Here is a 12,855-nt window from a genome sequence, read left to right on the forward strand (position 1 = left end):
GGTCAGCGCCACGCCCAGCAACGCTGCCGAACAGACGACGCCCCCGCCGATCAGCAGCGGTCGGCGCCCCAGCCTGTCGATGATCGCCAGTGCCGCCAGCGTGGCGACCAGGTTGGCCGCGCCGACTGCAACGGCCTGCGCGTCGGTCGACAGCCTGTCGAACCCGCCAGCTGCGAAGATATCGTTGAGATAATAGAGGATCGCGTTGATCCCCGACAACTGGTTGAACAACCCGATCGCCACCGCCAGCAAAATGGGTTTCCGGTGCAGGCGCCAGTGCAACCGCCCGCCCTCGCGCATGGCCGCTGCGGGCATTGCAAGCGCAATGCCCAGCCGGTTGGCCGCGGCGCCCGCTTCGTCGCGCCGGCCGCGCGCCAGCAACCAGCGCGGACTTTGCGGCACGCCCGCCAGCAGCACGAGGAACACGGCTGCCGGGAACGCCGCCGATGCCAGTTTGGCACGCCATGCGATCTCGGCGGGCATTGCCGCGGCGATCAGGCCGTTGACCAGATAGGCCGCAAGGATGCCGACGACGATGTTGAGCTGGAATGTCCCGACCAGCCGGCCACGTCGCTCCGGCGCGCTGATCTCGGCGATATAGACCGGCGCGAGGACCGATGATGCGCCGATCGCCACGCCGCCGATGAAACGGAACAGCGTGAACGTCCACAGGCCGGTGGCCAGGGCGCAGCCGATCGCGGAGACGAGGTAGAACAACCCTACACCCCGAAGCACGGCGCGGCTGCCATATCGATCACCCGGCGCTCCGCTGAGAAGCGCGCCTGCCAGCGTTCCCCAAAGCGCCGACGAGACCGCGATCCCCAGCGACACTGCATCGGGCGCGAAGCCCGAACGCAGCCCGTCGGTCACGCCCGCGACCACCGCGGTGTCGAAACCGAACAGCAATCCGCCCAATGCCATCGCGCCGATCGCGCGGCCCTGCACACTCATGCCGCGCGCGGCCGATGGCGGGCGAGAAACGCGGCATGTGGCTCGGCGGCGCCCGCCGCCCGCTCGATTGCGTCACGCATCCGGGAAAAGGCGATCAGCAGGTCACGCGCCTCCATCTGGTCCGCAATCGGGCTTGTCCGGTCGGGCAGCAGGTCGAACCCCGCATACAGGCTCAACCAGCTCGGGTCCTGGAACGTGTCCCACTCGCGCCGCACGAACAGGCCGCCGGCCCGCCATGCGTCGATCCGCTCGGCAAGCGCATCGGGCAACTCGACCGCGCGCATCGCTTCCCAGAACGGCTCGCCGGTGCGGCCATTGGCCCAGTAATGCAGCAGCAGGAAATCGCGGATGCGCTCGAACTCCAGAACCGACTGCCGATTATAGGCGGCGGCAAGGCGCGGATCGCAGTCGCGGTCGGGAAACAGCGCCACCAGCCGCTCCAGCGCCGACTGGACAAGCACGATGCTCGTTGATTCCAGCGGTTCCAGAAACCCCCCGGCCAGGCCAACGCCAACGACGTTGCCGGCCCAGAACCGCGCGCGGTGTCCGGTCGTGAAACGCAGCCGGTTGGGTTCGGCCAGCGCCTCTCCCTCCAGCGCGGCGCGAAGCGTCGTCTCGGCAGCTTCGTCGGACAGATGCTCGCTGGCATAGACGATGCCATTGCCGACCCGGTGCTGAAGCGGGATGTGCCAGCGCCAACCCGCCCGGTGCGCGGTCGCGGTGGTGAAGGGGCGATGGACATGCGTCCCGCGACACGGAATGGCGATTGCCCGGTCGCATGGCAGCCAGCGGCGCCAGTCGACATAGGGCACCGCCATCGCTTCCCCCAGCAACAGGCTGCGAAAGCCGGAACAGTCGATCCACAGGTCGCCCTCGATCGACCGTCCGTCGGCCAGCCGCACCGCGCCAACGCCGCGTGAGTCCCGGTCCACGTCGACGATGCGCCCGTCGACATGCGCGACGCCATTGGCCAGCGACAGCCGCCGAAGCAGATGCGCGAACCGCGTCGCATCAAAATGCAACGCGAAGTTGAACACGCCCAGATCGCTGCCCGGCTGCGTCGATGGCGGCAGGAACAGCCCGCGTTCGGCCAGCTGCGTGGCAAGGCAGTAATCGCCAAGCGGCAGTTCGTGACCGCTCGCGCGCAGTTTCAGCCAGTATTGATGAAAGGCGATGCCGCCCGCGGGCACGCCATACAGGCCAAAGGGATGGAAAAAACCATGCCCCTCGCCGCCCCATCCCTCGAACCGGATGCCATATTTGATCGTGCCGTCGGTCGCGGCAAGGACATCGGGTTCGCCCAGTTCGACCGCGGCCAGGAAGTCGCGGATCGCGGGCACCGTCGCCTCACCCACGCCGATCGTGCCGATCTGTGCACTGTCGACGACGGTGATCGCCACCGGCAGATGCGACAGTCGCCGCGCGAGATAGGCGGCCGACATCCACCCCGCGGTGCCGCCGCCGACGATGACGATCCGCTGGATCCGATCGGACGAAGCCTGCATTGTTTGGAAACCCTCCCGAAAAACCGGTCCGCCGCGGTCATTGTGAACCGCGACGGACCCAGGCGGAAGAGCCTTAGAAACGAGCGCGCACGCCCGCGATGAAGCGGCGCTCGTAAACATTTTCCCACAACACCTGATCCTCGAAGGTCAGGTAGTAGCGTTCGGTCTCCGCCGTCAGGTTCGACGCCTGGCCATAAATGGTCAGTTGCGGCGTGATGTCATAGGCGATCGACGCGTCGAGATAGTTGGTCGGCGTCTGATACTGGGCCAGCCCGGTGATGCCGGCATAATCCGACGCGACCAGGCGCGCCGAGCGATAGTTATAGGCGACACGTGCCGACAGCCCGTATTTTTCGAACCACAGTGCGGCGTTGACCTGATGCCGCGAATTGTCCTGGAATGGCTGGTCGTTGCCGGCCAGGTCAACTCGACCGGTATCGCCCATCGACAGCGTATAGTTGGCATCGATTCCGAACCCGCCCAGGAACCCGTCGACCCCGTAATCGGCCAGCGACTGACGCGCCGACAATTCCAGCCCCTTGAGCGTGCCGCCCGCCCCCTGCACGATCGTGTTGACCGGCACGGTGCGCCGGATCACGCCGTCATTGTCGGGAATGTCGTTGCGGTTGATCGTCGAGTTTTCGATGAAGCTGTCGACCGCCAGGTAATAGGCGCCGATCGCGATCAGGCTGGAGCGACCCGTATAATATTCGAGGCTGGCCTCGACATTGTCCGAGCGCCACGGATCGAGTTGCGGATTGCCGCGCGAATTGGCCCCGGTCGCGGCAAAGATCGGCGCGCCGCCGCCGGGATTGGTCTGGATCGCATAGTTGATGTTCAGGCCGCCGCCCCATTGCAGGAAGTCGAGCAGCGTCATCGTCTTTGAATAGGCGCCGCGAAGCCGCAGCTGGTCGGTAATGTCGAGCGCCACGTTGAACGCGGGCAGGAAGTCGGTGAAATTGCGCTCGACCGTCACGTCGCCCGCATCCACGCCCGAAACGCCATAGGGCTGGGGTGCGCCGACGACATTCTGGCGAACCTGGAAACGGGTGTTGACAACACGAACGCCGCCATTGGCGCGCACCGGCATACCGAACAGCTCGCCCTCGCCCGACACTTCGGCATAGCCCGACACTTGCTGCAGGTTGATGCCGAACGAATCGGCCGGGTTAACATTGTTGACGCTGCCCGGATAAAACTGGTTCTGGAACGCCTCCGAATCGTCGAGCGCGGTGGGATCGAGGACATAGAGTGGCGGCGCGCCTTCCGCCGGCAGGTCGAACTGGCGGATCAGGCCGGCAAAGGTCGGATCGTCGGCCTGACGCGTCAGCCCCGCGGTATAGGGCACGCCCTGCGCGTCACGGATCTGGCAATTCTGGTCGTTCAGGTTGACGTCGAACGCCTTCCATTTGACAAGACAGCCATTCGCCGGATTGGCCGGATTATCGGTGTTGCCCGAATAGAAGGGGGACACGCGCTCAAACGTAAACTGCTCGACCGATCGTTCGCCATAGCGCGCACCGAATTTGAGCGTCACGGAATCGCTCGCCTGCCATTCGGCGTCGCCGCGCAGCGCCCACAGGTCGCCATCCTGGTAAACATTGTTTTCCGAAGAAATGGTCTTCAACCCATAACGGCTGACGTCCTGCACCTGGTTGAGAAACGCGTCGGGAAAGGAAAAGGTGGGCGAGCCGGAACGATAATCGACGGTCGCCTGCTGGCTGTAGACGCGATAGCCGGTGGGATTGAAACGACGGTCGCCGCCGGCCGAGGCGGGATAATTGCCCACCCCTTCATACGCCCATTGATAGCCGTCTGTCAGGCTGAACTGGGCATAGCCCTGATCGCTTTCGCGGCTGGCCTTGCCATAGATTCCGCGAACCGTCGCCTTCAGCCCGGTGTCGTTGTCCCAGTCGAGCTGCAGATTATAGTTCTGCGATTCAGAACGGATACGGAACGTCTCGGAATAGCTGTCGAAATTGGCCATGTCATAGGCATAGGTCTGGACGGTATTCAGGTTATAGTCGCCAACGACCGCGCCGGTATCGCGTGAGGCCGTCGGAAGATACGGCGCAGACTGCCAGTCGACCATCTGGAACTGGAAACCGGCGGTGCGGTCATATTGTGTCTGGCGCGTATAGAAACCGTCGGCGGTCAGCCGCAGCGCGTCGCTGATCTCGACCTGCAGCGAGGCATTGGCGCCGAAACGCTCGCGGCTGGTGATGCGGTTCCACGCCGTGTGCGCTTGCGGCGTGATGAACGTGTCGTTGGCATCGCCGTCCCCGTTCACGTCGAAACCGACGATCGCGCCTTGTGCATTGCGAACGGGCGTGCCCCGGCTGGCCGTGAGCGGCGCGCAGCGATCGCCGCCGATGGCCGGCACGACGCTGGTCGTCGGGCCGGGCACGAGGCACCCGGTCGCCGGATCATTGTCGGTGTTGCGCGATGTGTCGTAAAGGATGCTGCCCTGGGCATCACGCTGATAGTTGCCGACCGCGAAGTCGCCCGGATTGGTCGCACTGCCGCCTTCGTTCCGCAACGCGACGCCGTAATCCTGGATGCCGCGATAGCTGTTCGAAAGATCGAGGTCGCTATAGGCGGCCGACACCAGCAAGCCGACGCGGCCGCTGTTATAGGACAACAGGCCGTTGAAGGACGGATTCCACCGTTCCGTGCGGTCGCCATATTGCGCTTCCGCCGCGCCCGCCACGGTCAGGCCCTGCTTCAGGTCGAACGGCCGGCGCGTCAGCAGGTCGACCGTGCCCGAAAGGCCCGCCTGCTGTAGCGACGCGGTCGGCGACTTGAATACCGTGGCACCGGAAAAGAGCTGCGACGGGATGTCGTTGAAATTGGGCTGGACGGTCGTCACCGAATTGGCGCCCAGAAACTGCTCGCCATTCATCAGCGTGTTGACCTGTGGCAAGCCGCGGATGTTGATCGCGCCGCCCTCGCCCGCTTCGCGGCGGATCTGGACGCCGGGAATGCGCTGAAGCGAGTCGGAAATGGTGACGTCCGGCAGCTTGCCGATGTCCTGCGCACTGATTGCTTCCACGACGCTGGATGCGTTGCGCTTGATGTCGATCGCACGCCCCTGGGCCGCGCGGATGCCGGTGACAACGATGTCTTCTTGGACCGCAATTTGGCCTGCTGCGGCCACCGGATCATCCGCCGCGGGAACATCCTGCGCCAGCGCTGGCGTCGTCAACAATGAAAGCCCCGACGTTGCCAGCAGCAACGCCTGACGACCGGACGCAATCCCCTTCATCCACCTTCTCCCAATTCAGCGACTGACGCGCTTTTATTAAAATCGATTTCGTTATCTTACGCAGCGCGCGCCACTGTCAAGCCGGAAGGTGCCTTCAAGCGCGGCATGGTGTAAAAATAAGAATTAGATTTGGATTAATGGGCAATTAAAGGTCGCGCGCCGCGAGGACGGGCGACAACACCGCCTCCATCGCGGCATAGCCTTTGGCGCCCGGATGGACGCCGTCACTGGCCAGCCCGGCGCGGATGCCACCGCGCCCGTCGCCGAGCGCGGGGCCGTAATCGATAAAGACCGCGCCGGTCGCGCGGGCGTGCTTCTCAATCCAGCGATTGATTGCGACAATGGGACCGGCGGTCTCCAGTCCCGGCCGCCACGGGAACGCCGCGGCGGGCGGCACGGCGGCGAGCAGCACGTCGATCCCGTGGCCCCGCGCGATCGTCGCCATCGCGGCGATGTTGTCACAGGTCTGCACCCGCGTCATGGGGCCGGTATTGCCGGCGATATCATTGGTCCCCGCCATGATATGAACCGCGCGCGGCGCCAGCGCGACCACATCGGCCATCATCCGCACCAGCATCTGCGGCGTTGTCTGGCCCCCGATCCCGCGACAGACCCGCCCGTCGCGAAAAAATCCGGGCCGCTTGTCGCGCCACCCCTCGGTGATCGAATCGCCCATGAACACGATACGCGCTCGGGCGCCCGCCGCCTTGAGCGCGGCGTTGTCGGCGGCATATCGCCCGAGCCATGCCCAGTCTTCGCGCAGCCGCCGGTCGGCCGCATCGTCGCCGCGCGCGGCGGCGGGGAAAAACGGCGCGGCGGCGCTGGCCGCCAGCAATTGGCGTCGATCGATCACAGGGCCTCCGTCAATCGGCATATCGTTTGACGCAGCGAAGAACGCACCGCGACCGCGCCGTCCGCGAAGGCGACATATCGCCGCCGGCCGGCGTCGAACCGCGGCCATGTGGGCAGACCCGCGCCATTGGGATCGCCCGTTGCCGCGAAATTGGCCCAATAGTCCACAAGGTGGCGTCGCCCCATCCGCCGTTCGCCCCAGAAATAGGCGATCTCGACCGAATGGGCGGTGCGGCCGCCATCGGGGGCGAGATCGAACTCATAGCGCCACACCGGCGCACCACGCGCCGCCATCGCCGCCGCCATGCGTCCGGCCGGGCATCGAAACGTCGCGTCGGTCGCGATCTGCTGGTCGAGCGTGCCCAGGCGCGGGTCGGCGGCCGGGTCCGCACGCCCGATGCGATAGAAAGCGCGGGCGGCATCCGCATTCGCGCCGAAGCTCAGCTTGATGAACGCATCGCGCGCCACGCTTCCGCCCGGCAGGTCAAGTTCGAAGCGGTTCGAACCGATGATCGCCGGACGCGGCGGCGCGTCCTTCATCAGGATCGCGGGATCGTCCGGCAGCACCACGCCGTCGACCGTTGGGCGCAGCCAGAGATAATCGTCGGCCATCGGCCGCGCATCGTGGAGTTGGAGGTCCGCCGCAAGCAGCGCACGCGCCGGTGCGCGCCGCAATGTCGCGATCGAGCCGCCGGTGCCTAGTGCCGCATCCACCTGATCGCCGAGCCGCAATGCGTCGTCGAGCGTGCGTGCCGGCAGGCCGAAATTGGGCGTGCCCGATTGCATCACCGCTTGCGAAAACAGGCCTCGCGCAGCCGGACTCGCGATCAGCAGGCCAACGTCCTGCGCGCCCGCGCTTTCGCCCGCGATCGTCACCCGGCCCGGATCACCGCCAAAGCGCGCGATGTTGTCCCGGACCCAGCGCAGGGCCGCAATCTGGTCCATCAACCCGTAATTGCCGGCGTGACCGCGATCGAGCGCGCCCCGATGCGCCAGGAAACCGAAAATGCCGAGCCGGTATTGCATCGAAACGACGACGATCCCCCTGGCGACCATCGGCGTCCGGCCCATGCCGGCACCCGACCCCGCGCGATTGCTGCCGCCATGGATCCAGACGAACACCGGCCGCTTGCCCGACAGCGCGGGCGTCGCGACCTCCAGCGTCAGGCAGTCTTCGCTCGCAAAGCCGTGATTGGCCCGATTCCAGCCATAGTCGTTCTGGAGGCAGGCGGGCGCGGGGCGCGTCGCATCGGCGATACCGCGCCACGGCGCGACGGGCGCGGGCGGACGCCAACGACGCGCGTCAAGCGGCGGCGCGGCATAGGGGATGCCCCGAAAGAACAGCCGGTCCTGCCCGATGCTGCCCCGCACGCGCCCGCCCGTCACCTCCACCACCGGCGGCTTGGTCGCCGCGACCAGCAACGGCGCGGCGAGCAGCATGAGCGCGTGCCTCACCGCGTGGCGACGCCCGTTTCGGCCACATTCCAGCCGCGCAACGACAAGCGCGGCGTCGCTGTCACCTTTGCCGGATATCGGATGGTGATCGTCCGCGTCTCGCCGGGCAGCAGCGCGACATAATTGTCGCTGTAATATGCCGGCAGGATACGTGCGCCCTTGTCGTCCATCAACGTCAGCTTGGCGTTGAGCGCCGCCACCTGTCCGCGATTGGCAAGCGTGACGGCGATCGCCTTGTCCTCGCCCTCCGCAACGGGGGCTGCGGCCACCGCCTCGACACTGGCCGTTCCCATTTCATTCAACGCGCGATACGCCGCCTCATCCGCGCCGCGCCAATAGAAATTGTCGGCGACCACCCGCCCGTCGGCGTCGAGCAGTTCAAGCTTGACCAGCAGCATCGGGTTTTTCCCGAACAGCCGCTCCAGCGGCACCGCAGCCAGCGGCGTTGCCCGGTTGGCGGGAGCGTCCAACCGGTCCTCGCGCATGAACAATTCGGCATTGTCCAGCCCGATCACGCGGGTGCGCGCGGTCAGCCCGGTGACATTCGCCTGTGTCGTGTTGAGCACGACCAGTTCGTTGCCGGGCAGGTTGAGCTGGACGTGCAGCGGCTGCGTCGCTTTCTTGGCACCATAATAGGCCGCGTGCGTGTCATAGTCCCAGGAATAGATCTGCCATGCGTTCGACGGCCAGGCGGGGTGCGTCATCCACAGCAGGCGCCCGCTGTTCCTGGTCCACAGATGCCCCAGAAACCCCTCATACATCGCCTTGTGCGTCTCGAGGTTCATCATCTGCGCCTTGCGCTCGAAATCCTCGAAGCTGGTCGCCGGCCCGAACATCGTCGCCAGGCTCGACATAAAGGTCTTGGTGTCGCCATTTCCGGCAAAGTGCCAGTCATGATAGGCAAGCACGTCCGACAATGGCCAGCGGTCGGCTTCGGGAACATAGCTCCGCACCGATTCGAGCGTGGAGAGCGACGGCGTGCCCGTCTCGACCGAAAAGCCGGACGCAAGGTCTGTGAAATAACCGGCCGGCGGGCGATAATTATACGGGCCGGAGCCTTGCAGGTTTACGACGTTCGAACTGCCGGTGAACCAGCGCGTGCCGTCCAGTTCGAACACCGCGTCGTCCAGGCCTTCGTTCAACGCGGGATAGGGCACGCCCTCGTTCCGCCCGAACCACAGGATGATCGACGGGTGGTTGCGATAGCGCGCGATGGTGTCGCGCGCATTGGCAAGGAACAACTGCGGGTCCTGCGGCTCGACCTGGAAATTCTGGGTCGATTGCCAGAAATCGTTCATCACCATCATGCCGTGTTCGTCGGCCAAGTCGTAGAACTCTTCTTCGGTATTATTCCCCATCCAGTTGCGGATGATGTTCATGTTCGCCTCCTTCTGGAGACGGAAGAAGGGCTTGAGCCAGTCATAGCTGACGCGTTTCATCGCGTCGTCCATCCCCCAATTGCCGCCGCGCGCGGCGATCCGCACGCCATTGACCCGGATCGTCAGGTGCGGTTCGGGCAGATCGTCGGCAATCGCGGTCACGGCCGATGAACGTTCGCCCGCAGGGGTCAGCGATTCGGCCCAGCCCGCCGGACTTTGCTTGATCGCCGGATGCGTGACGTCGATCAACCGCTCGCCATTCAGGCCGCCGTCGGTGGTCTGGACGTTGACGCGCCGCAGCTTGCCCGCGCGGTCAAACAGCGACAGGTCATAGCTTACCTCGCGAATGCCGAACCGGTCGGTCCTGGTGTCGGAAACCGCGCCGTCGACCACCGCCTCGAACGCGATGTCATAAAGGTTCGGCTCGCCATAGCCATTGGGCCACCACAAGCGCGGATTGACGACGCGCAGTTGCGCGAATTCGGCCGGCGTGAACCGCACCTCGCCGTCACCCGGCGCAATCGTCGCAGTCTTTTCGACCGTCACGCCCTCGAACCGTGCGCGCACCGTCACCGCTTTCGGCGCGGTCGACAGGTTGCGGACAGGCACCGTCACATGCACGTCAGCGCTGTCGGTGCGCGGCAGCGGCAGGTCCGTGACGACCTGCGGATCGAGAATCCGCACATCGCCATGCGCGGCAAGCTCGACCGCGCGCCACAGGCCGGTGTTGCGGTCGCGGATGCCGGGAATCCAGTCCCACCCCTCGGTTGCGACAAAGGTCGGCCCGTCGATCGCCAGTTGACCACCATTCTCGCCGACGCCGCCGGCGATCGACTGTTCGTGCGGAATGCCCGGATGCGGCGGTGGCGAGACGCGGACGGCAATGACGTTTTCGCCCGCCACGGGCACGAAATCGAACTGGCCGCGCACGAACGCGCCCCTTGTATCGCCCAGCCGCCGGCCGTTCGCCCACATCTCCGCGGCATAGTTTACGCCGCCGAACACCAGCGTGGTGCGCCGCCCCGCCGCCGCCGCGGGCACCGTGAAGCGCGTGCGATACCAATAATCCTGACGCGACAGCTTTTCGGGAATTTTGAGGTTGTTCAGCCCGTAATAGGGATCGGGATAGACGCCGCGATCGACCAGCGTCTGCAACACCGTGCCCGGCACCGCTGCGGCGTGCCAGCCCGACGTCGCCGCGCCGGGCCGCGACAGGGCCGCGCCACCCTGTTCCACATCGGGCGCGGCGGCAAGCTGCCACCCGTTGATCTGCCATCGCCCGTCACCCAGCGGCATGATTGCCGGATCGTCGGGCGCGGGCCGCGCGACGGGGGGGCTATAGGCAACACGGCTCTGTGGCAGTGTCCAGGGGTCTTGCTGGCGCCAGAGACCCGTATTGGCCTGTTTCTGCCATTCCCAACCCACACCGACGCGCCAGATCTGGACCAGATCGAATTGCGGACGCTCGGCCCGCAGTGCCGCCACGTCGCGCGCCGTCAGCGCACCGGGCGTCACCCTGGCTTCGACCAGCGTGCCGCCGAAATGTCGTGGCCCCGGCGGCGCGATCGCCAGGCGCGGCGCGACGGCCGATGATCGCGCGGCGCCGCCCCCGACCCTGCGGCCATCAATATAAAGGGTAACGCGATCGCCGTCCGAAACGGCAGCGACATGGCTCCAGCGCCCCGGCGTGATCGAACTGCCCGCCGCGACGCGCGCCGCCCCGTCACGCAACGTCGGCCGCCCGTCGGTCAGCGACAGGCAACGGCACGCCCGGGCAGGGTCGCCCAACGCCACCAGCACGACTTCGCCCGGCTGCGCGGCATCGGCCTTGACCCAGCCCGAGATGGTATAGGCCCCACCTGTCGCCAACAGCCGCTCGCCACCGGCGATCGGCCGGTCGATGCCGATGCCGCCCTCCAGGAAGCTCGCATTATAGGGACCCAGATTGGTCGGCGCCGGCGCCTGCCGGGCGATTGCGGACAGCGGGAGCAGCGCGGCTCCGGCCAGCAGAAGCTTCGAGAAAGGTCCCATCAGCGAACAGCCTCCCTTTAATGGTATCGTTTTTATGATTGCGTCGGTCCGTGTGTCGACACCCGCCGGTTTGCGGCCCTCCCCGCCCAAACTCAATCCGCGACCAGCATGGCTGCCATCGCGATCGGTCCCAGCGGCCCCGCCGTATCGCCCAGCGCCGGGGCGGTGACGATCGGCTCCGGCGGCAATTCGACATAGCCGGCGATGATCGCGCGCAGGCGGTCTTCGATGCGCGGCAGCAGGAACGGCTGACCATTGGCGACACCGCCACCGATCAGGATGCGTCCGGCCCCGGCCGCAAGCACGACAACCTGGCAAAGCTGGGCGATCGCTTCCACGACGCCGTCCCACACGGGATGCTGCGGCGATGCCTCCGCCACCGGAACCGCGCCCAGCCGCGCGCCGATCGCAGTGCCCGATGCCAGCCCCTCGACACAATCGCCATGGAACGGGCAACTGCCGGGCCATGTATCGCCGGCAAGTCGCGGCACGCGCATATGGCCCAGTTCGCAATGGCCAATGCCGCGGGTCGGCCGACCGTGAACGATCAGGCCCACGCCGACCCCGGTGCCCATCGTTACATAGGCGAAATCCCGAAGGCCCTTCGCCGCGCCCCAGCGCGCCTCTGCAAGCGCGGCGCCGTTGACATCGGTATCAAAGCTGGTCGGCACCGCATATCGGGCACGCAGGCGCGCACCGACATCGGTCTGCTGCCAACCGGGCTTGCTCGTCGATGTGATGAAGCCCCAATCGCTCGCCCGCGCATCGAGCCGGACCGGGCCGAACGATGCAATGCCCAGCGCCGCGAAGCCCGGCGCATCGCGCCAGCCGTCCAAAATGCCCTCGATCGCTCCCAGCGTCACGTCGGGCCGGACAGTCGGCACCACCGACTGTGCGACAAACGAGCCATCGGCAGTCGCCAGCACGCAGACGCACTTGGTCCCGCCAAGCTCGACACCCGCCAGAAGCGGCACGCCAGCAGGCGGCACGGTCAAGGATCGAACAGGCAGTGCGGTCATCTCAGCGTGCCGCGTGTCAGCGGGATGTGCCGATACGCACACAGCGCATACCCGCTGCAACACTCGCTTTCCGCATCCCGCTCTCCCATGCGCCGGGCGGCGTCGTTCGCCGCACCTTGCGCTCCGTCATATCAGCACCGGGCGGGCACTCAACAATAAAACGACAAATTGATTTAAAAAATGAAGATCAGGCAAGCACCAGCGCGGCGCGGCGCGTTGCGCCCGCATCGGCGGGAAGCAACAGGTTCCCGAACGGCAACAGCGCGGCGCCCACGGCCGCGGCATCTTCGGCCTGCGCTGCCGCCTGAACCGGTGCCAGCACCGGGGCGTTGCGTCCGTGCAGGCGCAAAAGCGCATTGGTGCGTTGCGCCAGTTGGTCGACGATCGCGATCGGCAGC

General features: G+C 66.2%; 7 protein-coding genes and 1 pseudogene. All 8 read right to left on the minus strand.

Annotation, left to right across the window (positions count from 1 at the left end; genetic code table 11):
* A partial coding sequence (locus VL973_RS07280; protein ID WP_325283364.1) for an MFS transporter occupies positions 1-951 on the minus strand: 951 nt, incomplete at its 3' end.
* A complete protein-coding gene (locus tag VL973_RS07285; protein ID WP_325283365.1) occupies positions 948-2,456 on the minus strand; it encodes a tryptophan halogenase family protein in 1,509 nt (502 codons plus the stop codon). The genes VL973_RS07280 and VL973_RS07285, both read right to left, overlap by 4 nt.
* Before the next feature lie 73 nt (positions 2,457-2,529).
* Positions 2,530-5,721: a TonB-dependent receptor gene (locus VL973_RS07290; RefSeq protein WP_325283366.1), complete on the minus strand. Its 3,192-nt coding sequence runs from the start codon at positions 5,719-5,721 to the stop codon at positions 2,530-2,532.
* Positions 5,722-5,866: 145 nt separating this feature from the next.
* A complete protein-coding gene (locus tag VL973_RS07295) occupies positions 5,867-6,574 on the minus strand; it encodes a GDSL-type esterase/lipase family protein (protein ID WP_325283367.1) in 708 nt (235 codons plus the stop codon).
* Entirely contained in the window at positions 6,571-8,028 is a 1,458-nt protein-coding gene (locus VL973_RS07300) for a carboxylesterase/lipase family protein (RefSeq protein WP_325283368.1), read from the minus strand. The genes VL973_RS07295 and VL973_RS07300 overlap by 4 nt, the downstream gene beginning before the upstream one ends.
* Positions 8,025-11,438: a glycosyl hydrolase 2 galactose-binding domain-containing protein gene (locus VL973_RS07305; protein ID WP_325283369.1), complete on the minus strand. Its 3,414-nt coding sequence runs from the start codon at positions 11,436-11,438 to the stop codon at positions 8,025-8,027. Before VL973_RS07305 ends, VL973_RS07300 begins: the two co-directional genes overlap by 4 nt.
* 92 nt (positions 11,439-11,530) lie before the next feature.
* Entirely contained in the window at positions 11,531-12,457 is a 927-nt protein-coding gene (locus VL973_RS07310) for an ROK family protein (protein WP_325283370.1), read from the minus strand.
* Positions 12,458-12,644: 187 nt separating this feature from the next.
* Positions 12,645-12,855, minus strand: a pseudogene (locus VL973_RS07315) (sugar kinase); the annotation flags it as partial.

The sequence above is a fragment of the Sphingomonas sp. genome (assembly GCF_035490575.1).
Classification (GTDB): domain Bacteria; phylum Pseudomonadota; class Alphaproteobacteria; order Sphingomonadales; family Sphingomonadaceae; genus Sphingomonas.

Bases quoted from the DNA above. Each gene is read 5' to 3' on its own strand.
- VL973_RS07285 (WP_325283365.1), bottom strand. From the start codon at position 2,456: ATGCAGGCTTCGTCCGATCGGATCCAGCGGATCGTCATCGTCGGCGGC.
- VL973_RS07310 (WP_325283370.1), bottom strand. From the start codon at position 12,457: ATGACCGCACTGCCTGTTCGATCCTTGACCGTGCCGCCTGCTGGCGTG.
- VL973_RS07305 (WP_325283369.1), bottom strand. From the start codon at position 11,438: ATGGGACCTTTCTCGAAGCTTCTGCTGGCCGGAGCCGCGCTGCTCCCG.
- VL973_RS07290 (WP_325283366.1), bottom strand. From the start codon at position 5,721: ATGAAGGGGATTGCGTCCGGTCGTCAGGCGTTGCTGCTGGCAACGTCG.